The organism is Peribacillus sp. NPDC058002 (genome assembly GCF_042886655.1).
Taxonomy (GTDB): Bacteria; Bacillota; Bacilli; order Bacillales; family DSM-1321; genus Peribacillus; species Peribacillus aracenensis.
This window is the reverse complement of the sequence record NZ_JBHVQU010000028.1, coordinates 1-24051: the sequence shown is the minus strand read 5'-3', so window position 1 is coordinate 24051 and position 24051 is coordinate 1. Positions and strand designations below refer to the sequence as shown.

30 protein-coding genes and 1 pseudogene are annotated in these 24051 nt (G+C 42.1%); 14 read left to right on the top strand and 17 right to left on the bottom strand.

The annotated features are described in order from the left end of the window. Nucleotides 1-322 precede the first annotated feature (322 nt). The gene (locus tag ACFVSH_RS08210; protein WP_387603903.1) at nt 323-1150 is read right to left on the bottom strand and encodes an undecaprenyl-diphosphate phosphatase; all 828 of its coding nucleotides are present in this window, start codon (nt 1148-1150) and stop codon (nt 323-325) included. Between the two features lie 153 nt (nt 1151-1303). On the opposite strand from ACFVSH_RS08210, the gene ACFVSH_RS08205 reads away from it, so the two are divergent. Further along, a complete protein-coding gene (locus tag ACFVSH_RS08205) occupies nt 1304-2047 on the top strand; it encodes a glycerophosphodiester phosphodiesterase (RefSeq protein WP_387603906.1) in 744 nt (247 codons plus the stop codon). A gap of 60 nt (nt 2048-2107) precedes the next feature. Here ACFVSH_RS08205 and ACFVSH_RS08200 read toward each other — a convergent pair whose 3' ends face one another. After that, nucleotides 2108-2317 (bottom strand): alpha/beta-type small acid-soluble spore protein, encoded by a 210-nt coding sequence (locus tag ACFVSH_RS08200; RefSeq protein ID WP_387603909.1) that lies wholly within the window; start codon nt 2315-2317, stop codon nt 2108-2110. A 165-nt stretch (nt 2318-2482) separates the two neighbouring features. On the opposite strand from ACFVSH_RS08200, the gene ACFVSH_RS08195 reads away from it, so the two are divergent. Both ACFVSH_RS08195 and ACFVSH_RS08190 read left to right on the top strand, forming a co-directional pair. Further along, complete coding sequence (locus ACFVSH_RS08195; protein ID WP_387705516.1) at nt 2483-3769, top strand: glycoside hydrolase family 18 protein; 1287 nt, start codon at nt 2483-2485, stop codon at nt 3767-3769. A 244-nt stretch (nt 3770-4013) separates the two neighbouring features. After that, a complete protein-coding gene (locus ACFVSH_RS08190) occupies nt 4014-5006 on the top strand; it encodes a potassium channel family protein (RefSeq protein WP_387603915.1) in 993 nt (330 codons plus the stop codon). On the opposite strand, the gene ACFVSH_RS08185 is transcribed toward ACFVSH_RS08190, so the two are convergent. From ACFVSH_RS08185 to ACFVSH_RS08175, 3 genes are all read right to left on the bottom strand, one after another. After that, nucleotides 5003-5407 carry a YugN-like family protein gene (locus tag ACFVSH_RS08185; RefSeq protein ID WP_387603918.1) on the bottom strand — a complete coding sequence of 135 codons (405 nt, stop codon included), beginning with the start codon at nt 5405-5407 and terminating at the stop codon, nt 5003-5005. The genes ACFVSH_RS08190 and ACFVSH_RS08185 overlap by 4 nt on opposite strands. A 225-nt stretch (nt 5408-5632) precedes the next feature. Further along, nucleotides 5633-6979, bottom strand: coding sequence for a glucose-6-phosphate isomerase (locus ACFVSH_RS08180; RefSeq protein WP_387603921.1), 1347 nt, complete (start codon nt 6977-6979; stop codon nt 5633-5635). Between the two features lie 147 nt (nt 6980-7126). Next, nucleotides 7127-8317, bottom strand: a complete 1191-nt coding sequence (locus ACFVSH_RS08175) for an iron-containing alcohol dehydrogenase (protein WP_387705514.1) — start codon at nt 8315-8317, stop codon at nt 7127-7129. 181 nt (nt 8318-8498) lie between these two features. On the opposite strand from ACFVSH_RS08175, the gene ACFVSH_RS08170 reads away from it, so the two are divergent. Further along, nucleotides 8499-8732 (top strand): DUF378 domain-containing protein, encoded by a 234-nt coding sequence (locus ACFVSH_RS08170; RefSeq protein WP_387603925.1) that lies wholly within the window; start codon nt 8499-8501, stop codon nt 8730-8732. A gap of 133 nt (nt 8733-8865) precedes the next feature. On the opposite strand, the gene yugI is transcribed toward ACFVSH_RS08170, so the two are convergent. After that, complete coding sequence (yugI, locus tag ACFVSH_RS08165) at nt 8866-9270, bottom strand: S1 domain-containing post-transcriptional regulator GSP13 (protein WP_034310304.1); 405 nt, start codon at nt 9268-9270, stop codon at nt 8866-8868. A 343-nt stretch (nt 9271-9613) separates the two neighbouring features. On the opposite strand from yugI, the gene ACFVSH_RS08160 reads away from it, so the two are divergent. Further along, entirely contained in the window at nt 9614-10957 is a 1344-nt protein-coding gene (locus ACFVSH_RS08160) for a sodium-dependent transporter (RefSeq protein WP_260285673.1), read from the top strand. A 140-nt stretch (nt 10958-11097) separates the two neighbouring features. After that, nucleotides 11098-11451: a helix-turn-helix domain-containing protein gene (locus tag ACFVSH_RS08155; RefSeq protein WP_387603928.1), complete on the top strand. Its 354-nt coding sequence runs from the start codon at nt 11098-11100 to the stop codon at nt 11449-11451. Nucleotides 11452-11612: 161 nt separating this feature from the next. On the opposite strand, the gene ACFVSH_RS08150 is transcribed toward ACFVSH_RS08155, so the two are convergent. Together ACFVSH_RS08150 and ACFVSH_RS08145 are read right to left on the bottom strand one after the other, a co-directional pair. After that, the gene (locus ACFVSH_RS08150) at nt 11613-12782 is read right to left on the bottom strand and encodes an aminotransferase (RefSeq protein ID WP_260285675.1); all 1170 of its coding nucleotides are present in this window, start codon (nt 12780-12782) and stop codon (nt 11613-11615) included. Continuing rightward, a complete protein-coding gene (locus tag ACFVSH_RS08145) occupies nt 12779-13279 on the bottom strand; it encodes an Lrp/AsnC family transcriptional regulator (protein ID WP_387603931.1) in 501 nt (166 codons plus the stop codon). Before ACFVSH_RS08145 ends, ACFVSH_RS08150 begins: the two co-directional genes overlap by 4 nt. A 304-nt stretch (nt 13280-13583) precedes the next feature. On the opposite strand from ACFVSH_RS08145, the gene ACFVSH_RS08140 reads away from it, so the two are divergent. Then, nucleotides 13584-14426: an alpha/beta fold hydrolase gene (locus ACFVSH_RS08140; RefSeq protein WP_387603934.1), complete on the top strand. Its 843-nt coding sequence runs from the start codon at nt 13584-13586 to the stop codon at nt 14424-14426. Nucleotides 14427-14570: 144 nt separating this feature from the next. Here the strand turns inward: ACFVSH_RS08140 and ACFVSH_RS08135 are convergent, their stop codons facing one another. Then, a complete protein-coding gene (locus ACFVSH_RS08135; RefSeq protein WP_387705512.1) occupies nt 14571-14831 on the bottom strand; it encodes a DUF1871 family protein in 261 nt (86 codons plus the stop codon). 101 nt (nt 14832-14932) lie between these two features. Between ACFVSH_RS08135 and ACFVSH_RS08130 the strand changes: the two genes are divergently transcribed. After that, nucleotides 14933-16108 (top strand): MalY/PatB family protein, encoded by a 1176-nt coding sequence (locus tag ACFVSH_RS08130; protein WP_387705510.1) that lies wholly within the window; start codon nt 14933-14935, stop codon nt 16106-16108. A 41-nt stretch (nt 16109-16149) separates the two neighbouring features. Here ACFVSH_RS08130 and ACFVSH_RS08125 read toward each other — a convergent pair whose 3' ends face one another. Next, entirely contained in the window at nt 16150-16905 is a 756-nt protein-coding gene (locus tag ACFVSH_RS08125; RefSeq protein ID WP_387603937.1) for a TraR/DksA C4-type zinc finger protein, read from the bottom strand. Between the two features lie 119 nt (nt 16906-17024). Here ACFVSH_RS08125 and ACFVSH_RS08120 point away from each other — a divergent pair. Beyond that, a pseudogene (locus ACFVSH_RS08120) lies at nt 17025-17447 on the top strand (manganese catalase family protein); the annotation flags it as partial. Nucleotides 17448-17515: 68 nt separating this feature from the next. On the opposite strand, the gene ACFVSH_RS08115 reads toward ACFVSH_RS08120, so the two are convergent. The 4 genes from ACFVSH_RS08115 to ACFVSH_RS08100 all read right to left on the bottom strand — a co-directional run bounded on the left by ACFVSH_RS08115 (nt 17516) and on the right by ACFVSH_RS08100 (nt 19749). After that, nucleotides 17516-18130, bottom strand: a complete 615-nt coding sequence (locus ACFVSH_RS08115) for a PH domain-containing protein (RefSeq protein ID WP_387705509.1) — start codon at nt 18128-18130, stop codon at nt 17516-17518. A 40-nt stretch (nt 18131-18170) separates the two neighbouring features. After that, nucleotides 18171-18647, bottom strand: a complete 477-nt coding sequence (locus tag ACFVSH_RS08110; protein ID WP_387603940.1) for a GNAT family N-acetyltransferase — start codon at nt 18645-18647, stop codon at nt 18171-18173. 152 nt (nt 18648-18799) lie between these two features. Beyond that, nucleotides 18800-19024, bottom strand: a complete 225-nt coding sequence (locus ACFVSH_RS08105; RefSeq protein WP_192206910.1) for a hypothetical protein — start codon at nt 19022-19024, stop codon at nt 18800-18802. A gap of 134 nt (nt 19025-19158) precedes the next feature. Then, nucleotides 19159-19749, bottom strand: coding sequence for a peptidylprolyl isomerase (locus ACFVSH_RS08100; protein ID WP_034310270.1), 591 nt, complete (start codon nt 19747-19749; stop codon nt 19159-19161). A 178-nt stretch (nt 19750-19927) separates the two neighbouring features. Here ACFVSH_RS08100 and kapB point away from each other — a divergent pair, with 178 nt between their 5' ends. Continuing rightward, a complete protein-coding gene (gene kapB / locus ACFVSH_RS08095) occupies nt 19928-20314 on the top strand; it encodes a kinase-associated lipoprotein KapB (RefSeq protein WP_260285688.1) in 387 nt (128 codons plus the stop codon). 40 nt (nt 20315-20354) lie between these two features. Here the strand turns inward: kapB and kapD are convergent, their stop codons facing one another. After that, nucleotides 20355-20978: a 3'-5' exonuclease KapD gene (kapD, locus tag ACFVSH_RS08090; RefSeq protein ID WP_387603945.1), complete on the bottom strand. Its 624-nt coding sequence runs from the start codon at nt 20976-20978 to the stop codon at nt 20355-20357. Nucleotides 20979-21241: 263 nt separating this feature from the next. Here kapD and ACFVSH_RS08085 point away from each other — a divergent pair, with 263 nt between their 5' ends. From ACFVSH_RS08085 to ACFVSH_RS08070, 4 genes are all read left to right on the top strand, one after another. After that, nucleotides 21242-21403 carry a hypothetical protein gene (locus tag ACFVSH_RS08085; RefSeq protein WP_387705507.1) on the top strand — a complete coding sequence of 54 codons (162 nt, stop codon included), beginning with the start codon at nt 21242-21244 and terminating at the stop codon, nt 21401-21403. Between the two features lie 19 nt (nt 21404-21422). Then, nucleotides 21423-21890 (top strand): transglycosylase domain-containing protein, encoded by a 468-nt coding sequence (locus tag ACFVSH_RS08080; protein WP_387705533.1) that lies wholly within the window; start codon nt 21423-21425, stop codon nt 21888-21890. A gap of 46 nt (nt 21891-21936) precedes the next feature. Continuing rightward, a complete protein-coding gene (locus ACFVSH_RS08075) occupies nt 21937-22419 on the top strand; it encodes a hypothetical protein (protein WP_387705505.1) in 483 nt (160 codons plus the stop codon). 99 nt (nt 22420-22518) lie between these two features. Next, entirely contained in the window at nt 22519-23094 is a 576-nt protein-coding gene (locus ACFVSH_RS08070) for a penicillin-binding transpeptidase domain-containing protein (protein ID WP_387705503.1), read from the top strand. Between the two features lie 35 nt (nt 23095-23129). Here the strand turns inward: ACFVSH_RS08070 and ACFVSH_RS08065 are convergent, their stop codons facing one another. Beyond that, a complete protein-coding gene (locus ACFVSH_RS08065) occupies nt 23130-23561 on the bottom strand; it encodes a DUF5366 family protein (protein WP_387705502.1) in 432 nt (143 codons plus the stop codon). 3 nt (nt 23562-23564) lie between these two features. Beyond that, nucleotides 23565-23687: a hypothetical protein gene (locus ACFVSH_RS08060; RefSeq protein WP_387603958.1), complete on the bottom strand. Its 123-nt coding sequence runs from the start codon at nt 23685-23687 to the stop codon at nt 23565-23567. Nucleotides 23688-24051: the final 364 nt, after the last annotated feature.

Sequence of the window (24051 nt, the reverse complement as noted above, 5' to 3'; positions counted from 1 at the left end):
ATAAATTATATGAGAATAGTTTATGTAATCATTTGAATATTGAGAAAAATACTCAAACACGTTGGTATCACTACGCTCAGGGAGCTTTATCACACTTATAATTTTTTTACTAATTATGTCTGAAACCACTCCAAAAACCGAATATTTTTTTATTATCAAAAGATTTATTGACAATTAACTAGGTAATAACGAATTAAAAACATCAAAACAAAATTATTATTCGTTATAATTTTTACGGGAATTCAGCTTTTTTTCGACCGCAAAAAAAAGCCACCCCGAGTCAACGGGGTGGCTCCTCTCCTATTTCACGCTTCATTTCGTATTACCAAATAATGAATAGAAGCACGACCGCCAAGACGATCCGGTAAATGGCAAAAGGAGTCAATTTAACTTTATTGATTAAAATCAAGAAAAAGCGGATACAGAATAATGCAAAGATAAATGCACTGATGAAACCTGCAATAAAGAATGGCAGAACTTCAGGCGTGAAGAATTCCCAATATTTCACGATTTTCAACAGACTGGCACCTGCCATGATCGGCACTGCCATGATGAACGTGAAATCGGAAGCGGCCCGATAACTCATTCCTAAAAGTACGCCGCCTGAAATCGTCGAACCTGAACGCGAGAATCCCGGCCACAGTGACAAACATTGAATTAACCCTACACCGAAAGCTTGTTTATAAGTGATTTGGTCAACCGTTTCTGCAGTCAGCTTTGGACGGAATTTATCCGCAGCAATCATCAAGAATGCGCCAAGGAACAATCCGACGATAACCGTCTTCATCGTAAATAAATGTTCATCAATGTAATCTTCGAATATTAGACCTAAAACGCCAGCCGGCAGCAATCCGACAAAAATCTGCAATAAGTTAAGCTTTGGGCCGTTCGCAGCGGATGTGCCCTTCAGCTTCCTTAACCCAAGCAAGTCCATGAACCGTCCCCAGAAGAGCACGACAACGGCGAGTATCGAACCAAGCTGGATGACCACCTTAAAGGCATTGGCCACTTCACTCCCGAAAAGATCAGTTGATTTCAGCCATAAATCATCGACGATGATCATATGCCCTGTAGAAGATACAGGAGCAAACTCAGTTAATCCTTCTACAAGACCAAGGACAACTGCAACAAAAATTTCCCACATATTCATTTTATTCACCTCATATTTCGAACACCTATTAATGGAAATACCATATGTATTTTACTCGTTGTTTAAAACATTGTCTATTAAACATTGCTGAAACAATTCAGGGATACATGTATGATAGGGTTCAAGATAAAGTTTAAAGGGGATGTGATGATTTTGCAAAACATACTTATTTTTGCACATAGGGGGTCCAAGGGGACGCATCCTGAAAATACCATGGCTGCATTTCAAAAGGCGGCAGAAATCGGGGCCGAAGGGATCGAGTTCGATGTCCATCTCAGTTCTGATGGGGAATTGGTCATCATCCATGACGAAACACTTGATCGAACGACCACCCTTACTGGTTATGTAAAAGAGCATTCGGCACAAAGGCTGAAAACGGCTGATGCCGGGAGCAAGTTTTCCAAGGAATTCCTTGGGGAGCGAATCCCTTTTTTAATGGACGTTTTCGACTGGGCTAAGGGCAACGCTTTATTGATGAATATCGAAATCAAAACGGATAAACTCGCTTACGAGGGAATCGAACAGAAAATCATTGATCTAATTCGTCAATATCAAATGGAAAATCGGGTGATCCTCTCTTCCTTCAACCATCAATCCATTGAAAAAGTGAAGATGCTTGCCCCAGACCTTGAACGTGCATTATTGTTCGAGGGGCTTCCTGAAAACTACGAAGAGATCTTACGTGATAAAAAAGAAGCGGGTTTTCATCCGGATAAAAACAGCCTGACCCCGGAAGTTAATGAAAAAGCGAAAAAACTTGGATATAAAATCCGTCCTTGGGTCGCCAATGATGAAGCCGACATCGTCAAGCTGGCAGAGTTGGGAGTCGACGTCATCATGACCGATTTCCCTGAAAAGGCAATCAAGATTTTAAAAGCCCGGCAGTCGCATGGCTGAACAATGCGAAAGAGAAGGAGCGATGCTCCTTCTCTTTCTAATCCATATTTATTCAATTAATTAACGAGAAAAGTTTGAACCGCCTAGTTGTTGTTCAGCCATTTGAACCAAACGTTTTGTGATTTCCCCACCAACAGATCCGTTAGCGCGAGAAGTAGTGTCAGCACCTAGGTTTACACCAAATTCACTAGCGATTTCATTCTTCATTTGTTGTAGAGCTTGCTCTGCACCAGCTACTACTAGTTGATTTCTGTTATTGTTGTTTGCCATGTGTTTTCACCTCCTACTAATATTAATTAGCATTTTAAGCTTAAATTATTATTGCCAATTTATTGAATTTTTCCAATTGGGATTCTCTCAATCCTAAGCTCTTTATCATGAATTTCTTTTTATGCTCATAAACTGTTAGGAAACTTTCAGTAGGAGGGAAAAGAATTGCAAATACATGTGGTTAGGCCAGGCCAGACGTTATATGGCATCGCCCAGACATACAGCGTAACCGTTGACAGGCTCATCGAATCAAATAAGATCCCTAACCCAAATAATCTTGTTTCGGGGCAGGCCCTTGTCATTCCGATCGTCGGCAGTTATTATTTCGTTCAACCGGGTGATAGTTTATATTCGATATCTCAAAAAGTTGATGTCCCTGTTCAAGAATTGGCAAAAATAAATGGCATTTCCGAAAATCAAAACCTATCCGTTGGATACCGGATCTATATTCCGGCACGAAAGAAAAGGACCGCCGAATTTAACGGGTATGTCGAGCCGCGGGGTACATCGGTTGCACCGGCCCTTGAAACGGCCGCCAGGGAAGCCGGGCCCTATTTAACCTATTTAGCCCCTTTCAGCTTCCAGGCGCTTCGTGACGGCTCCTTAAAGGAGCCTTTGCTCAATGAATTCCCTGCCATCGCCAGAGAAAATAAAAATGTCCTGATGATGGTCATCACGAATCAGGAAAATGACCAATTCAGCGATGAGCTTGGGCGAATCATTTTAACGAATACTTCCATTCAGAATAAGTTCCTGAACAATATCGTTACAACGGCAAAGAAATATGGATTCCGGGATATTCACTTTGACTTTGAGTTTTTAAGGCCGGCCGATCGGGAAGCGTATAATCAATTTCTCCGAAAAGCCAAGGAACGATTCAAGAAAGAAGGATGGTTCATTTCCACGGCACTTGCCCCTAAAACAAGTGCTGAGCAAAAAGGCCGTTGGTATGAGGCACATGACTATAAAGCACATGGTGAAATAGTCGACTTCGTTATCATCATGACTTATGAATGGGGATATAGCGGGGGACCGGCAATGGCTGTGTCACCTATTGGACCTGTTCGGGATGTTCTCGAATATGCTGTCACCGATATTCCCTCCAACAAGATCCTGATGGGGCAGAATCTATATGGCTATGATTGGACCCTGCCTTTTGTACAGGGATCCACTGCCAAGGCCGTGAGTCCGCAGCAGGCCATCCAGATTGCGGCGGCCAATAATGTTGCCATCGAGTATGATGAAACCGCACAGGCCCCGCACTTCAACTATACCGATATAGAGGATAGGAAACATGAGGTGTGGTTTGAAGATGCCAGATCCATTCAGGCTAAATTCGATTTAATCAAAGAACTGAACCTAAGGGGAATGAGTTATTGGAAGCTCGGCTTAGCCTTCCCTCAAAACTGGCTGCTCATCAGTGATAACTTTAACGTCCGGAGAAGGGTCTAAAAAAAGATGAAGGAATACCGCAACGCAAACGGTCATATAATCAATCATCGAGCATGAAGTCCAGTTCAGGATACGTGACTCAACCATAAAAGCCTTCCGACATCATCCGGAAGGCTTTTATCATTAACCTGGAATATAATGGCAAATTCCCAATATTCATCATTCAAAGTTTGTCTGGCCGCACCCTTATGAGTCAAGCCTTTTTTGACCATACTAAAAGGAACAGCTTAGGGGGGGGAAAAACATGATTCGAATCGGTCCATACACCAGCATCGTTCCCAGATTCCCGCGTTTCATCAGGTTGCTATCCACCATCGCATTATTTTTACTTTCATTCGGGGTCTTGATACACTTTGTGGAGCCGGAGAGATTCCCTACTTTACTTGATGGCATCTGGTGGGCAATCGTGACTATGTCAACGGTGGGATACGGAGATTTCACTCCCGTTACAAATCTTGGTAAAGTCATTGGGATGGTCCTCATTTTGTCAGGCGCCGGCCTGATCACCTCTTATTTTGCGTACATTGCAAAGATTTCCATTTCCAGTGAACAGCAATTTCTAACAGGAAAGAAAGTATTCGGCGGCGACGGACATTTTATCATTGTGGGCTGGAATGGCCGTTCCCAGAGGATCATCCAAAACATTCATGATCGTAACCATCATCAATGCATTGTCCTTATAGATGATACGCTGCAAAAGCACCCGCTTCCAAGAACGAATATCCACTTTATCCAAGGAAAGGCTACATTGGATTCCGTTTTGCAGAAAGCAAATGTAAAGCAAGCCATACGCGTCCTGATCACGGCTGACCTTAAGCAAGACGAGCTGCAAACGGATATGTTTTCGATATTAACATTACTGGCCGTCAAAGGGCTGAATCCTCATGTATATTGTCTTGTGGAGATATTAACGCATGAACAAAAGGAAAATGCTTTACGGGCTGGAGCGGACGGTATCGTGGAAACGAATAAATTTGCGAGTGAATATATGCAGGATTGCTTATCGAAGGGGATCCTTGCGGATGCCGAAGAGCAAACAGACCGGAATGGATTGAACATCAAGCAGTTGTCCGTCCAGGATGACTGGGTTGAATTGACGTTTAAACAGTTGAACGTTAAACTATTCGATCAAGATATTTTATTGGTCGGCATCATTACAGGAGGCAAGACATTATTCAAGCCCCCTGGAGATGTAATCATACATGGTGATGACACCTTGCTCATCATTGAAGATTAATGTAATAAAAGCTTTTCCAAATCACGGACAAGCGCTTTTCCTAATGAGATATAGTTTTCCGGAAATTCGGCATCCGGATCTTCAGGCTCGGCAAACTGATTGAAGGAAGCGGAGAGGTTTCCGATATTTCCTTCATCATCCATCCCGTCCTCGTACTTGTGAGATAGCAAAAACGGTTGTAATAGTTCGACCATTACCCCATCCTTATCGAGCGAACCATCAACAGCCTTGAAAGGGACTCGCAAGAATTGGTAGCCATCTCTGCCATCAATCTTATAATCAAAAGATCCGTGGTCATAATCCCATCCCCCGCCTATCACGTATCCTTCCGGTTTCAACTTCGTCTCCAGATCGAACAAACCGAATGTTTTCCCTTCCAACTGAGAAGAAATTTTAATCATTGTATAAAACCTCTTTCGCTAATTTTCTATTAGCTTAACCAAAGTGCCTTAAAAAAAACCTGGAATGCCCCTTTTGTTCCCTCGATTGGCGAAAGTTTGCTTCCAAGACACCCTTATGCTTTTGTGAAGTTCCTCTCTCTTCGTCGCTTCCTTGATGACACTGCTTTAGCTTTCAACAAAAAAAGGCATCAAGCAGGATGTTATTCCGGCTTGATGCCTTTTATATTATAAGCGCTTTTCGAGCTCCGCTTTTTTCTTTTCATAACCCGGCTTTCCTAAAAGAGCAAACATGTTCACCTTATAGGCTTCCACTCCAGGCTGATCAAATGGATTTACACCCAGTAAGTATCCGCTCATTGCACACGCCTTCTCGAAGAAATACACAAGGTAGCCAAAAGTATAAGCATCAAGCTGAGGAACCGTTACGATCAGGTTTGGAACGCCACCGTCCGTATGGGCTAACAGCGTACCCTCAAATGCTTTATCATTCACGAATTGTACCGTTTTACCTGATAGGTAATTCAGGCCATCCAAGTCATTTGCCGCTTCTTCAATCAAGATTTCATGACGGGCCTTTTCCACTTTGATGACTGTTTCAAAAAGATCACGCCGACCTTCCTGGACATACTGTCCTAATGAATGCAAGTCAGTCGAGAAGTTAGCCGATGAAGGGAATATCCCTTTTTGATCCTTTCCTTCACTTTCCCCAAATAATTGTTTCCACCACTCAGAGAAGTATTGAAGTCCAGGCTCATAGTTTATCAGCATTTCAATCGTTTTCCCTTTATTGTAAAGGATATTCCGAACCGCCGCATATTGGTATGCCTGATTCTCGCCTAACTCGGAAGAACTGAAGTCCACCCTGGCGCGCTCGGCTCCCTCCATGATTTGATCGATATCCGCACCGCTGACCGCAATCGGAAGCAGACCTACAGCCGTTAAGACCGAGTAACGTCCGCCAACATCATCGGGAATGACGAAAGTTTGGAAACCTTCCTCCGTCGCTACCGTTTTTAATGCACCCTTCTCTTTATCAGTGGTAGCATAAATGCGGCCCTTAGCTTCTTCAACGCCGTATTTTTGTTCCAGCAGTTTCCGGAAAATCCTGAAGGCCAGTGCAGGCTCCGTGGTCGTACCGGATTTAGAGATGACATTGATCGAGAAATCCCTATTTTCCAATAGGTCCATTACGTCCTGCATATATGTAGAGCTTATATTATTACCCACAAATAAAATTTGCGGAGCATTTCTTTTATCCGAAGGTAAAATGTTATAAAAACTATGTTGAAGCATTTCAACTGCTGCCCGCGCTCCCAGATATGATCCACCGATTCCGATAACCAGCAGCACTTCTGAATCTTCTTTTATTTTCGCCGCAGCTTTTTTGATTCTTGAGAACTCTTCTTTATCATAATTGGCGGGTAAATCAAGCCAGCCAAGATATTCATTGCCTGCCCCTGTCTGCTCATGCAGGGAATGGTGTGCCACTTTTACAGCATCCTGTAAATAGGTAATTTCATGCTCCCCGAAAAACGGCAGGGCTTTTGAATAATCGAAACGAATATGGGCCATTCAAATTCCTCCTTGAATTCTTTAGTTTCCCTTTCACTTTATCTGATGTAATTCTCATAATCAAGAAATCGATCAAGTAAACAATGAATTATGCATATAAAGTAATCTCCCACCTGACAAGGCGGGAGAATGGATCATATCACTTGTTTATAATGAAGCCCGTAAAATGGCAAGAACATCTTCACGGTTCAGCACTTTGAATCTTCCAAAATCCCCTCTGCTCATCGCTTTATCAGCCATGACTTCCAATTGTGAGTCATCGATGCCATAATCGGAAAGATTGGTCGGCGCCCCTAAGCTGCTCCAAAATGACCTAAGTCTTTCAATGCCTTCAAGGGCAGCTTCCTCATCTGTCTTCCCTTCAGGATCCACATGGAATACACGGACTGCCACTTGTTTAAAGCGTGCGACATTTTCATGAAGCACATGCTTCATCCAATTTGGGAATAAGATGGCCAATCCCCCTGCATGCGGGATGTCATAAACAGCTGAAACGGCATGTTCAATGTTATGCGTTGCCCAATCACCGCTGTAACCGACCCCAAGCGACCCATTCAAGGCCAGGTTTCCGGCATACAGGATGGTAGCCCGGTGCTCGTAATTCTCCAGGTCTTCCAATAGTTTAGGTGCCGTTTCAATCACCGTAGATAACAGCGATTCACAAAAACGGTCCTGTAGCGGCGCATGCGTTTCCGGATGGAAATACGTTTCGAACACATGTGACATCATATCGACCATTCCGTATACCGTTTGGTCTTTTGGTACTGAAAAAGTATTTTCAGGATCCAAAATGGAGAACTGCGGAAATACCAATGGACTTCCCCATCCATATTTCTCTTTCGTTTCCCAGTTTGTTATGACAGATCCCGAATTCGCCTCAGAGCCGGTTGCAGCTAAAGTCAGCACCGTTCCGAATGGAAGCGCCTCTTCGACTGGTGCCTTCTTAATGACAAGATCCCATGGATCCCCCTCATATTTTGCACCCGCAACGATGGCCTTTGTAGCGTCGATTACGCTTCCTCCCCCAACAGCCAGGACAAAGTCGATACCATGTTCTTTACAAAGATCAACACCTTTCCGGACTGTCGAGATGCGTGGATTCGGTTCAACTCCGGAAAGTTCGTGCACCTCTGCATCAATCACTTTCAAGGTATTGACCACTTTTTCATATAAGCCATTTTTCTTTATGCTTCCTCCACCGTATACAAGTAAAACTTTATCGCCATACGCAGGAATTTCAGTTTTTAGGCTTTCAAGCTGACCTTTGCCGAAAATGACTTTAGTAGGATTTTTATAAGTGTAATTCTCCAATGGATATCTCTCCTTTAATGATGCCATATTGACTCCGATTTTGAATTGTCCAAAGTGCATGTGCTAGTTTTTCTTTTATTCATTATGACCAATGTTCCATTTAAATACAAAATATCCGCCCGGAACTTTTGGAGTGATGTATATTTACATGATGAAAAAGCATGATAAATAAAGAACTGATTTTTTTCAAAAAAAAGGAGGCAGTACAATGAGTGGAATACAAAGAACTGCACTTGTTCTTACAATAATTGGGGCAATCAACTGGGGATTAATAGGTTTTTTCCAATTTGACTTGGTCGCTTCGATTTTCGGGGGGCAAGGTGCTGGATTAGCCCGTATCGTTTATGGGTTGGTTGGAATCGCCGGTCTCATTAATCTTGGTCTTCTCTTTAAACCAAGCCCTGAAACTTCCAGAGAGCCTGAAACTAAACCGACTCGTTGATGTCATCGACATTGTTTATGTTTTATAAAATAAAGCCGGACCATGGATAAACACATGACCCGGCTTTATTTCATTCATATGCCCCACTGGACAAAAAAAACCGGCTGATCGAAGGATCTGCCGGTTCCCAAAATTATTTTTTGATTAAGTCTTCGCGTTGAGATTGTTCAATCCACTCTTGAAGTTTGTCTTTCAATGTGTTGAAACCTTCAGTAGATTCGATGTGAGATGTCGCTTTAACAGAAGCTTGGCGTTTTTTCGGAGCTTTTTTCGGAGCTTCAGTACGCTCAGGAGCTTCTTCTGTAGCGCGGATCGATAAGCCGATTTTTCCAGCAGCTGAATCGATGGAAAGCACTTTAACTTTCACTTCATCGCCCACTTTTAAATGTTCGTTGATATCTTTAACGAAGCCGTGAGTAATTTCAGAAATATGAACTAAACCTTGAGTTGATTCATCAAGAGCAACAAATGCACCGTATGGTTGAATACCAGTTACTTTACCAGCAACTACCGCACCAATTTCGAATTTTTCAGACATGGTAACACTCCTATTTTATATATATTTTTTCGTCTTTTCACGCAATAAAAAATTATATCACATAATTGGAAAATAATCAAAGTTAAGTATACCATACTTTTTGGGATTTTACTCATTAAAAATGTTTGTTTTTTGGAAATAATAAATATTATAAGTTCTTTATGTATAACTTATCCTAAAAATTTGCAAATAACCTCTATTCCCCTTAAATATTTGCTCATTTTTCTAAAGATTGCAATAGTGAGCACTACCCATTTCCCCAGAATCATAGTAAGATGAGGAAATGTTTTAAATAAGTATTATACAGCTAGATATTCTTTACATCCAAAGGAGTTTTTCCATCATGTCAAAACAAGATCAATGGACTTCAAAACTTGGGTTCATCCTAGCAGCCGCGGGATCCGCTATTGGATTAGGCGCCATCTGGAAGCTCCCATATATGACTGGGGCAAATGGCGGAGGGGCCTTCTTCCTGCTCTTCATTTTATTCACCATACTTATCGGTGCACCGATATTAATAGCGGAATTCACGATTGGCCGCAATGCACAGAAAGATGCCATTAGCGCATATAAACATATCGCCCCTGGAAAGCCTTGGGCGTTGATTGGATATGGCGGTGTCGTCGCTTCAATCATTCTTCTTTCCTTCTTCAGTGTTGTCGGAGGCTGGATCATCTCGTATTTAGCAAGAAGCTTTACAGGTTCTCTCTCAAACTTGACGCAAGAGGAATATGGGAACTTCTTCAATACGATAATCAGTAATCCATATGAAACGGTTATCGCTCAGTTATTATTCATGGTCTTTACCATTTGGGTCGTGCAAGGCGGGGTTTCCAAGGGAATTGAAAAGGCTAATAAATATATGATGCCTTCCTTGTTCATCCTTTTCATCATTCTTCTTATCCGTTCCTTGACTCTGGATGGGGCGATGGAGGGTGTTAAATTCTTCTTGAAGCCGGACTTTTCCGCATTAACAGGGGAAACGATCCTATTGGCACTTGGCCAATCCTTCTTTGCACTAAGTGTCGGTGTTTCCGTGATGGTAACCTACGCATCCTATTTAAGTAAAAAAGAAGATATTACAAAATCGGCCTTTTCGGTAGTTGGACTGAATATCTTCATTTCCTTGCTGGCAGGTTTGGTCATCTTCCCGGCCGTTTTCGCACTGGGTTTCAGCCCTTCAAGCGGGCCTGGACTGGTTTTTGTCGTGTTGCCTGCCGTATTCAATGAAATGGCGCTTGGCGGGATCTTCATGTTCATTTTCTTCATATTATTATTATTTGCCACCCTTACGACGGCATTCTCCATTCTCGAAATCACCGTTGCAGCCATGATCAAGGGTGATGCTGCAAAGCGGAAGAAGGCTTCTTGGATAGCTGGTATCACCGTTTTCCTGATTGGGATTCCTAGTGCATTATCATTTGGGGTGCTTTCGGATGTGAAGATTTTCAATTTATCCATATTCGATTTCGCTGATTATCTGACAAGCAATATCGCGCTGCCAGTCGGTGCCTTGTTCATATCTCTTTTCATCGGCTATCAAATGAAAAGGATCGAGGTACAAAAGGAGTTCGAATCTGGCCCTGATTCCGGCCGATCACTTTTTAAACTTTGGTATTTCCTGATTCGCTACGTCGTGCCGATCATGATCATACTCGTATTCCTTAAGTCCACTAATCTCATTTAACATCCGACGTGCCGTTTCGATATTTCTCGATGCGGCATTTTTTTCACAAAACCTACATATTCCGTGACTTTCCCTAAGTAATAATATGGTAAAATAATGACAAGAAGAAAATATATTTCCTGAAAAAGGAGTGTCTGACTATGTCAAATATCGCGAAGAATATCCGGCAATACCGAGAGAATCACAACCTCACTCAACAGGAACTTGCTTTGAAATTACGAATCGGCACGAAGAAGATAGAAATGTATGAATCAGGTGAATCGATTCCAGATACACAAACCATTCTACGGCTTTCCACCGTTCTTGACATTCCTGCTTCAGAATTCCTGAAGGATGCCCAAACTGGGAACGCAGCTGGTATCGACGAGAACTTAAAAAAACTGATTGAAGAAATCGGAACAAAAAAAGCGGAGCTCATTCTAAGAACAGCCAAGGACTTTAGTGAAGACCAAATTCTGAATGTTATGCATACTTTATATAATACACAAGCTTAATTCAAAAAAAGGGTCATAGTATGTGTATTTTTTTTCAGGGTACTGGATATACTATGATTAACACTTTCTATGTTAATCCATTAGATTAACTCTTTTTTCTAATTCCCCCTATGGAAAGGGATCCGGCTGCTTGGAACGGCCGGATCCCTATTTTTTTGCTTTTATTTGCAATGATTCTTCATGAAACGTTCCATCCTTCTAAGCGCTTCTTGAAGCTGTTCCATCGAGGATGCATAGGAACAGCGGATATGACCTTCTCCGCTTTCCCCAAATACATCACCCGGCACAACGGCTACAAGTTCTTCCGTCAGAAGTTTTTCAGCAAATTCCATTGAAGTCATTCCCGTTTTCTCGATTGAAGGGAATGCATAAAAAGCCCCGCCAGGATTATGGCAATCCAGCCCCATATCGTTAAATGATTTCACGATATAATTTCGCCTTCTTCGATAACTGCGGCGCATTTCCTCCACATCCTGCATTCCGTGCTTTAAAGCTTCCAATGCAGCATGCTGCGCAACGGTCGGCGCACACATCATCGCATATTGATGAAGCTTAAGCATCGCTTCGGAAATTTCCTTAGGTGCACAAACGAACCCAAGACGCCATCCAGTCATCGCAAACCCTTTCGAAAACCCATTGATGACAATTGTCCGCTCAAGCATGCCGTCAATGGCAGCAAAAGAAGTGAATGTCTCATCATATGCAAGTTCTGCATAGATTTCATCGGAAATCACCAGCAAGTCATGCTTTTTAACGATGTCAGCAAGCATCACTAATTCTTCCTGACCAAGTTGGGTTCCTGTCGGGTTATTCGGCGAACAGATTAATACAGCCTTCGTTTTAGGCGTGATCGCCGCCTCGAGTTGTTGGGGAGTCAACTTAAAATCATCTTCCTTGGATGTTTGGACCGTGACCGGTATTCCCCCTGCCATGGTCACAAGCGGTGCATAGGCGACGAAACACGGTTCGACGACAATGACTTCTTCACCCGGATTCAAGATGGTCCTCAGGGCAATATCGAGGGCTTGGCTTGCTCCGACCGTGACGATGATTTGATCCTCCGGTCTATACGAAACATGGAACTGCTTCTCCATATACCCGCTGATTTCCGACCTTAATTCATATAATCCGGCATTGGCCGTATAAGAGGTATACCCTTCCTCCAAGGAGTTGATCGCCGCTTCCCTTACTGCCCAAGATGTAACGAAATCCGGTTCACCCACACCAAGGGAGACGACCCCTTCCAAATTGGCAGCCAAGTCGAAAAAACGGCGGATGCCTGATGGTTTAATCTCTGCAACCGTTTTTGAAACATAACTCGTTTTAATCATGGTGACACCACTATCCGCTTATCTTCTTCAGTTTGCTCGAAAATAGTGCCATCATGCTTGTATTTTTTCATAATGAAGTGAGTCGTCGTAGAAATGACGGAATCCAATGTCGAAAGCTTTTCCGAAACAAAGCTTGCCACTTCATTCATCGAACGTCCTTCGACAATGACCGAAAGATCATAAGCCCCAGACATCAAATAAACGGACTGGACTTCTTTGAATTTGTAAATCCTTTTTGCGACCTCATCGAAACCGACGCCGCGTTTAGGAGTGACTTTTACATCGATCATAGCTGTGACACCATGGTATTCATCCACTTTAGCCCAGTTAATGACTGTTAAATAACGGACAATGACCCGCATATCTTCTAATTTCTTCAATGTAATTTCAATGTCCGATTCTGATTGATCGGTCATTTTAGCCAAATCCTTCATATCAATCCGGCTGTTAGTTTCAATGATTCTCAAGACTTCCAATTCCTCTTCATTCAAGTGCATTGGAAAACCCCCCTTTTGGAATTCACTAATTTAGATGTGATGGTTTGGCTGGCAGATAGTCTCACGAATTACCTTATTAGACTTTTTTAAAAACCTATATGACAATATAATTTAATAAGTCCTATTCTGTCAGGATAAACTTACACTATTATATCAAAATTGGTTGGTGACCTGTTATAGTAATTGTCTTTTTTCATCGTTATTATTACAATTACTGTTATGCAACAGTATTAAAGGACCTTTTTTGGAATATCAAGGAAAACACGGATTTTTATCATGGACCAATTACGGAGGAGGAGCTTTTATGGAAAGTCATACAATCAAAGGCGTCGAACAGGTGGATAATATGGATATCTATTTTGAATATGACCGAATCGACGATTCCCTCCCCACCCTTGTCCTGCTTCATGGATTTTTATCGTCGAGCTTCAGTTTCCGTAAATTAGTGCCCTATTTAATCAAGGAATACAATGTGATTTCCATAGACCTCCCGCCATTCGGGCAAAGCGGAAAAGATTATCGATATACATATTCATTCCGGAACATCGCCAAATCAGTCGTTATGTTCTTAGAAGGAAAAGACATCAGGAAATTCAGCACCATCGGCCATTCCATGGGCGGGCAGATTTCCCTGCAGCTCATCAAATCGTATCCTGAGCTTGTCGACCATGCCATTCTTCTTGCTGGTTCAGGCTATCAGCCCAGCTATTCGGAGAAAATGAAGATGGTCAGTTACCTGCCCTTCTTTTCATTCGGGATAAAAAGGTATCTACAAAAATCAGGTATCGAAAAGAATTTGAAAAATGTCGTCCATGACCCGGCCATGATTGACGATGAAATGCGGCAGGGATATCTAGGGCCCTTCATAAAGAAGCATGATATTTTCCGGGCATTGGGGAGGATGCTTCGGGACAAGGAAGTCGATTTATTGAAGGAGGACCTTAGTGATATTCATACACCATGCCTGCTTATTTGGGGAAGGCATGATCGAGTTGTGCCATTGAATATTGGCCAAAGGCTCCATGAAGACCTGCCTAATTCCAAGCTTGTTGTCCTTGAGGAATCCGGGCACCTTCTTCCAGAGGAGAAACCGGAAGAAGTGTATCAATTAATTAAAGGGTTTATTGGAGTGGCCACCCCAACGTAAACTCACGAGTAAATGGCACAATCTCACGAGTATATCGCGCAAATTCACGAGTATTGCACAAACTACAAGTATACTGCACAAACTACGAGTGTAGAGCAAAAAAAACTAAAAAAGGTGCCCCTGATGGGTACACCCTTTTTCACCTTAGATCGAACAGCTGGCATCATTTTTTATGATGAGCAGCTGTTGTGCAACTTCAAGGCACTTTTCCATCTGAACGGATTCATCGAACGAGAACTCGTAAATGGATTTTATTTTTTCCGCCAGTTCCTTTGGTACATCAATATCCCGGATTGCTACGACCGTATCTGCAATTTCCGGTTCATAAAGATCCCACCCTATCTTGAATGGATCCCATTCTTGCAATACGGCAACCAACGCTAGATTCATTTGCTGTGTATCCATGTAATCATCACCTGCTCAATATTTTCAAAGAACATGATTTCATAGTATCATAACAACAAGCTTTTCGCGAAATGACAAATTTTTATTCGGTGGTGGATATTTTGAACAAGTCAATATTTGAAGAACAAATAAACAGGGAAAACTCAGGGTCTGCAAAATGGGATAAAAACTCGCTCACATCATTATATGGTCGCGAAGATGTTCTCCCAATGTGGGTTGCCGATATGGACTTCCCATCTCCTGAGGGCATTCAAAAGGCATTGATGGAACGTTTGAACCATCCAATTTTCGGTTATACGGTCCCTTCTGGAACGGTTTTCACCGAAATTCAAAGCTGGCTTAAAGACCGGCACTCCTGGCAAATCGATAAAGAGTGGATTTCATTTAGCTCTGGCGTCGTTTCTGCAATCGGTACAACGATCCAAGCATTCACGTACCCGGGCGATAAAATATTGTTACAATCTCCAGTCTATACCCCCTTTTTTGATATGATCAAAAATAATGACCGGGTCGTGGTCAATAGTCCCCTTATCATGAAAGAGGACCGCTTCGAGATTGATTTCACCGATTTTGAGGACAAGCTGAAAAGCGGAGTGAAGCTATTCCTTTTTTGCAGTCCGCATAACCCGGGCGGACGCATTTGGACAAAGGGCGAACTGTTACGAATCGGGGAGTTATGTGCAAAATATAACGTAGTCATCGTCAGTGATGAGATACATGCTGACTTATTCCATAAAACATCAAGGCATTATCCGATCGGCTCGCTTTCAAAAAATTTGGCGGACATAACCGTTACATTGATGGCACCAAGCAAAACATTCAATATTGCCGGCATTCAGGCTTCATTCCTGATCGCCAGTAATGAAAAATTGCAGAAGCAACTGCAAAAGGCGCAAACGAAACTGGCCTTCCATGGTCTTAACATCTTTGCCTTAACAGCAATGGAAGCCGCTTATCGAGAGGGCCTGGAATGGCTTGAAGAAATGATTGGCTATATTGAGGAAAATATAAAAGTGGCAGAGGAATTCATTGCTGCCGAAATTCCTTCACTGCATGTCATGCATCCGGAAGCTTCTTACCTTTTATGGATTGACTGCCGTGATTTTGGATTGACCGACAAGGAAATCAAGGATCGACTGATCCATCAAGGGAAGCTCGCATTGGAACCTGGTTCAAAATATGGACCTGGCGGGGAAGGTTTCGTCCGAATGAATCTCGGTTGTTCACGCAGCGTCCTGATGGAAGGGCTAAACCGTTTGAAATTGGCGTTTTCATAAATAAAAAGAAGAACCAGGATTAGAATCCTGGTTCTTCTTTTTCATTCTTTCTCTTCATCGACATAAGGATCATGCTCATATCGTGGCAAATCCCCAAACGAGGTTTGAATATTTTCTTCAAAAAGTTCTTCTTTCAATTCTTGATATTGGGAGTTTGGATAAACCGTTATCTCTTTACCGTATAGATCCACACCAACGAAGTTTTCATAATTTTCGACATATCCGATATTTTCCTCGGACTCGACATACATATCTTCGTAATCGTTTGGCGGATTTACAAAATCGGAAGGCGATTCAGATGTTCCATAACTGGCAACATCCTGCCAAGAATCCTCCGCATCGTATGCAACCGATTCGTGACGGTCATCATAATCGAACTTTCCAAATGGGGGTCCCAGCACTTCCTCTTCCACCGGCCGATTGTCCGAAGTTTCCTGTGATGGGGTATGTTCGACACAATAAGTCGTGGTAGGGATGGCTTTCAAACGTTCAAGAGGTATTTCCTTTGAACAAACCTCACACTTTCCATACACACCAGCCTCGATGGCGGAAAGAGCTCGTTCAATATCCCTTATTTCATCGCGATCATGCTCGGAAAGGGCCAAATCCTTTTCCCGTTCATATAACTCGGTTCCTTCATCTCCGGGATGATTATCGTAACTCGATAACTCACCTGTCGAATCCTCCAAACTTCTTCTTAAATCGTAGTTGCCTGAATCATTTAATCGCTCTTCCAACTCTTGCTTCGATTGCTGCAATTGCTGTTGAAATTCTTTAAGCCGCTGATTGGATAGCATGTGCAACATCCTTTCAAAATCGTTCTTCCCTCTAGTATTTCTCTCATCCCGCCATTCCATAAAGGTACTTTTTACCTTAGGGATAATTTAATTCAGATAACAGAAGCTAACTTAGAAATATTAACTTCAAGGATTTCTACAAAGAAGACTTAATCAATATGATTGTTCCCGATAAGCCTGATCCGAATGCAGCAAAAGTACTTCAGGAAACGCTTGGAGGACAATTCGGTGAAATGCGGACGATGATGCAGTATTCTTTCCAAAGCGCAAACTTCCGCGGCAAGGCTAAACAATATCGCGATTTACTCCGTGGAGTTTTCTTGGAGGAACTTAGCCACATTGAACTTGTCCAATCAACCATCAATCAGCTGCTGAATGGTGCTGGCGGGAATATGCCTGGAGATTCCGCTATCGACGGCGCCCCATTGGATGAAGTCATCAAAGGCGGCGCAAACCCCCATCACTTCATCATTGGTGCGAAAGCATCCCTTCCTGTCGATGCTGGCGGCAATCCATGGAATGGATCATGGGTTTATGATCATGAGCCCTGGCTTGAGTGATTTGAACAATTAAAAAAGAAGGCGGACACATTCCGTGTTCGCCTCCTTTTTTAATTATTGATATATTTCTCGAAAACAAAGCCGAAATCTTTAACATGGTACTTTTTCCGGCTATCCATCAACCATTCGAAAGCTGCAGAATTAATTTCCTTGAAACTTGCAGCCATTTGGCTTCCATCAGTTCGAACCTGGTTCAAAGTGGAAGAAGCAAGGTTTACGCTTTGCTGGGCATATTGAAGGGCATACTCATTCTCATGGCAAATTTCCGAGATTTTCACGAGTGATTTGAATAAGTCTTTTAATTCTTCAATGAATTTCTTATGGACATCAATCGAGAAAGTCTTTGCACCGATCGAAAATTTAATTTCCGCATCCAAATCCACGGACCCTGCGGTTTCAAGTGTAGCGTTGGAAATATTATGCTGGCTGTAGCTATACCTTGTAAGTGTGCGCTTTTTGCTTATGGCACTTGTGCCGTCCAAATGTATGAAAGCCTGATTCGTAAAACAATACTCATCGGTTTTCGATTTGATCAGGAAATAAATTTTTTCCCCATCTTCATGCATGATATAGTCATCTGCATCCACCTTGTCATAATCAGCAGGCTTAATCACACTTCCAATATCACTAAGACCAAGGGCATCCGCCGCCATTTTCTTAAACATCCCTATTCCCCCTATCAAAATCCAGGTGAATCTCACCTTATTATAAGTATTTCTCCAGTATTATCTCGTCTCTGATCGGAATTCCATCAAAACTGTAAAATGGTATTTCGGGCTTGATTTTCCGTGATTCTTCAACGGCATTTTTAACGATTTCCGAGATGACATAACCACGCTTTTGAAAAAACTTCAATGCCTGTAGATTATCGTTCGTTGTAATCGCTTTAATAATATGGCAATTTTTTTCCTTAGCGATATTTTCCATCACGTAAAGCAACGATGAGCCCACACCTTGATTCTCATGCTCACTATTCAAAGAGATGATCTGACAAACATGGCCGGATAATTTGTATGTTCCCAACCCCGTGATTTTTTCATTCTCGTCCATCACCCCAACACCCTCAAGTTCCGCATAATGAAACAAGCCTCTTGAAAAAACGACTTGAGTCGTCTCCCAGTGCTGAATGAAAAAGTCCTTAACCGTATCTGCCGCAATCATTCTTTTCGCTATGATTTGCATAACCAATTACGCCCCCAAAATTTCTATCTATCTCTATGTTTATAGTATAAAATGCTTATGCTGATAAGGGAACATTTAATTCTTCTCTACCTTCTAACAAGAACATAATACCATTCATATTCAGATACTCGCAATTGCTGGCATTTCCAGGATCAAGAAATGGTATCATCCTTCATTCGCTGGTTCCTTTTGGTGACTTCATCTTCGAATTGCTTGGTTTTCATTTCTTCCTTTTTTGAATATCTTATAATTGCCCTCATCGTAAAAACGGCTGCCACTAAAAAAATGAAGCAGGTTATACCAGCCGAGATATATTCAGTCTTGTCTTCTGGAAAGTAAAGAAACAAACCCAGTAAAGCATGATTGAGAAAATCCATCCGATACATCCTTCCTGATAGGGAATTAAACTGCATTATCCCATTATATCAATTACCAGAACAATCCACTAGTGGGCGTAATCCACTAAAACATAAAAAAACGAGAGGCAGTAAGCCCCCCGCTTTTCTTTTATTTATAATATGGTGATCCCTTTTATGACCACGTCCACTGCTGGCTTGTCTCCCGCAACTGTCTCCACGTTGGCAATCGTATCAACAACGTCCATGCCTTCGACCACTTGTCCAAAAACAGAGTGTTTATGATCCAGCCATGGTGTGCCTCCTTGTTCCATATATGCACTGATGATTTCCTCCGGATAACCGGCTTGCTTCATTTGCTCACCCATCCTGCTGTCCACATGCTGGGCTTGTACGACGAAGAATTGGCTGCCGTTTGTTCCCGGGCCTGCATTAGCCATGGAAAGAGCTCCGCGCAAATTGAATAATTGCATGGAGAACTCGTCCTCAAATGGGGCTCCCCAGATACTTTCTCCACCCATTCCAGTCCCTGTCGGATCTCCGCCTTGAAGCATGAAATCCTTGATGACACGGTGGAAGATGATTCCTTCGTAATAACCGTTTTCAGCATGTGTCAGGAAATTCTCCACTGTCTTTGGAGCCAGTTCAGGGAATAGTTTAATTTTAATATCGCCCATCGTCGTTTGCATGATGACCGCTTTTTCGTTTTCCAAAACTTCACTTGTTAATTGTGGAAAGTTTGTCATTGTATATAACCTCTTTCTTTTTAAAATAAAATGGCATGAAACACCATTTTCCATCTTCATTTGTACACTTTACACGATTTTCATAAAAAAAGCATCTTTACGAAATTGAACAAATTCGCTGTGAAAAGTCGTTGTTCTTATGTATCATGAAGGAAGTTAAAAGAAAGGTGGTAGGGAAATGTCAGAACAGGATTTTAAAATAGGCGATAAGGTTACCGCCATATATAAAACTGGAAAATACATCGGGGAAGTCACCGATATCAGACCTGCAGCATATCTTGTTAAAGTGTTGGCTGTCTTGAAGCATCCCATGCAGGGAGATCTTCATAACCCGAAGCAAACGGAAGTGTCCATGTTCCATCAGCGGCGTGCTCTGGCATTCCGGGAGCAAACCAATGTCCCGAAGAATATGGTAAAGAACTTTGATGAGGAGATTCCTGAGTATAAGGAATCCTTAAGAGAAGCTGTTGAGAAAATGAAAAGCACTTTAAGCGAAGCCCAAACAGAGTGGAATGATAAAAGCTTACAGTTGCTTGAAGATCTAGCAGCAGACTATTTCAAATAAAACATGATAAAAGCCAAATCAGTAGTATATGATTTGGCTTTTATAACGCTAAATGATTCAATACCTTTGATAAATCAATGCGATCGCCAATTGTCGTCGGTTCATGGTTTTTCATATAACTTTTATCTTTCTCTACTAACTTAAAGATATTATATGTCGTAATGGCATCATCCAACGCCCTGTGATGCTTACCTGTCCCTTCTTTTCCATAGGCCTGTACAGCTTTCCAAAGTCCGGTTTGGTTTTGATCCCCGAAAAAGCGTTTATACTCCAGGCAAAGATCAACTTGTTTCCCTGAAAAAGGGAAATCCAACCCTGCTTTCTGACAGTTCTGGCGAAGCACCTTCATGTCCATATTTCCCCATGTAACAATCGTCGTCGGGTGCTGTTCATCTATTTTCTTCAATAAAGTGACCAGCTCTTCAAATGAAATCCCCCGGTCCACCTGATCCTGGGCAATGTTCAAGAACTTCTTGCATCTCCCCGTCAAAACTGGAAATTTCATCGGGTTAACAAAAGATGAGAATTGTTCCTGAATGGTCTCATTAAGGACGGTGACTAAACCAACCTCAATGATTTCTGGATAAAACCCTACTGGATTGGCTTTTCCTTCCGGCATCGTAAATTCAAAATCAATGAATACATATTGCTGTTGTTCCTCCATTTTTATGACCCCCTTCATATTCCTGACATCAACATATAAACAAAAAATGGTTTTTTTCTCATTATAACAGAAGATTTAGAAATTTTTTCTTAGGATCGTAACATACCATTCGGATACGGACCCTGACGTCATACCTAATTTACCCAAAACTCTTTATTGTCTACCTTATATGGATTATGATGGATGAGTGGACCAAAAGTACCATTTTTTCATCCCTTCAATCCAAGGACATACTAAAAATATATTAGTGAGGAAGTTGAACTATGCGCACGTATCTTGGTTATATCACGATTTTCCTCTTAGTTCCCATACTGATCTTTTCCATTTTCCTTTCTTATCGGGAGTGGTCCGTAGCGCAATCTCCCTATCATGTACTCGACGAGCGAATTCCCATTGAATCGATAAAACTGGCTATAGTTACATGAAGGCCGCAAATGGAAAGTCATCAGTGAAATTTCCACTGGTGAGAAACGAACTTACCTAAAACTTGAAGACATCACCCCTTTCCTGGAAAATCTGTTCATCGTTACAGAGGATCAGAAATTTTATGATCATGCAGGCGTTGATATATCCGGCATAAGCAGGGCGCTTCTTATCAATTCACAAAATAAAACAATCGAACAAGGCGGCAGTACCATTACCCAGCAACTGGCCAGGAATGTTTATCTCTCACACAATAGGTCGTATAACCGAAAACTCAGTGAGCTCATTTATGCCCATCAGATAGAGAGAAAAAAATCAAAACCGGAAATCATGGAGCTGTATTTGAATGCCATATATTTCAGTAATGGCGCATATGGAATCGAAGCTGCTTCCCAATATTATTTCAGTAAACCGACTGGAGAGTTATCCAAGGCGGAACTTGCCTTCCTGGCCGCAATCCCTAATAATCCGGAAAACTATACCTCTTAAACATTTCGATGCAACGAAACAGCGTCAGGAGATATTACTGAAACAAATGGTGGCCAAAGGTGATTTAAAACAGGACGAGTACGAAAAACTTATCAAAAGTAAGATTAAATTAGACTTGTCCACCCCAGTCGACTTATATCCCGATTACGTGGCGTATGTTCATCAGGAATTGAAAAACCTGGTTGCATCCTCCGAGGGTCTCGACAAAACTCTGCAAAGCCCTGATATCGCTATCCGTAAGCAGGCAGAATCCGAGCTGGATAAAAAGATAAAAAAGCTTTTGAATTCCGGTGTAACCATCCATACCGCCCTCGATACTAAACTGCAAACACAGTCAAAGACTGCTGTTCAATCAAAACTCGGTGTCAATGATATCGAGGGAGCTTTAGTGGTTATACAGCATCATACGCACGAGCTTGTCTCTTTGATTGGGGGAAAGGATTATAAAAAAAATTCTTTCAATCGGGCATACCAAAGCTATAGGCAGCCAGGGTCAGCCATTAAGCCACTTCTCGATTATGCTCCCTAATTAGAAGAAACGGATGCAGACATCAATCAGCTCGTTAGTGGAGCAAGCTATTGCAGCAATAGCTATTGCCCAAAGAATTATAGCTGTGACAGCTACGGGATGGTCTCAATAAGAACTGCCTTCGCTCAATCCTATAACACACCCGCCATAAGGCTTTTTGAAAAGACGGGGGTTGAGACGAGTTTCAAGTACCTGGATGCTTTCGACTTTAAAAAGGTGAGCAAAAAAGACCACCATACAAGTTCGGCCATAGGCGGATTCGAATATGGCATGAGCCCCCTAGAACTGACGGATGCCTATACTTCCTTCAATGACGGAAACTATCAGCCAGCGCGGGCCATTACTAAAGTCACCGATCAAGAAGGTAAAGTCCTTTATAAATGGAAAGACCGTTCCAAGGAGATATGGAGCAAAGGCACCGTAGCCAAGATGCTGCAGCTGCTCCACGGAACGTCCCTTTCCGGGACAGCCCGCAAAGCCTACTTTCCTACGGATTATGTCGGCGGGAAAACCGGTACGACCAATGACGTGAAAGACATATGGTTTGTCGGTCTGACAGCAAACTATACAACGGGGGTTTGGGTTGGGAGAGACAAGCCATCCACTCTGCAATCCATCTATTCACACTCACCCCATGTATTGATTTGGAAGGATATCAGCCAGACTGCCGAATGAAAAAAGAAGGTGCCGAGTTGGCACCTTCTTTTTTGCTATATGGGAAGACTTGCAATAACGCTGTTATAAAGCTTCAATCCCGCATAAGCGACAATTGAAATCAGTGCCGTCCAAGCGAAGATTGGAAAGAAGACCAATCCCACCAGCCTCGATAAGTCCAGGCTTGGGCTTAACTTATTGACAAAATAAATTAAAGCCACAATATTCGTTGCGATAAAGATCGACCCAAGCCCGATGATGAATTGAACACTGAACAATGAACAGGCACCGCCAATCACATATATGACCGCTTCCTTTCTTACACTGGTAAGGGCTTTACCCTCCGAATCCTTGGAAAAGAATAATAAAGACAGCTCCAATATCGTATCGGAGATCAGCTTCAATGCAGCGAGAACCATGAAGAATGATAGGAGCAATACGATCAGCAGCGCCAGTTTGATGCCGGTTTCAGAAAAGAACTCAAGCATCCCTTAATAGATTCCCAAATTCCCAAATAACTTGAGCATTTGCATTTCCCCATAAATGGCAAAGGAGAGGCTGAATAATAAGATTGAAATGATTGGTAAATAGCTAAGTAAATATGTGTTTTTCATGATTTTTCCATCCGCGCGCCTTTTATCCTATATTATGCTAGATAACCCACTTTTTCTCAATGGATACTCTATTAATTCACCCTTAAGAAAATTTTTTTAATAAATTTTTCAGGTCTGTTCCCCCTCCTTTTCTACCTATATATAAAACTTCGTTCAAGTTAGCCTTCACCGTTTTCAAAGCCATGCAAACCCACATAAATTGCGTTATACTTTTAAGCGAGGCAAGTATTCGATAAAAAAATACATATTCAGCGAAGATTTCCTAACGTCTAGGATTGCTCAAAAAAAGCATAATAAGACGACTGACTTCGTTTTAAAAAAGGGAGGGAGTTTATGTCTTTACTTCATTGGGCGGTATTATCAC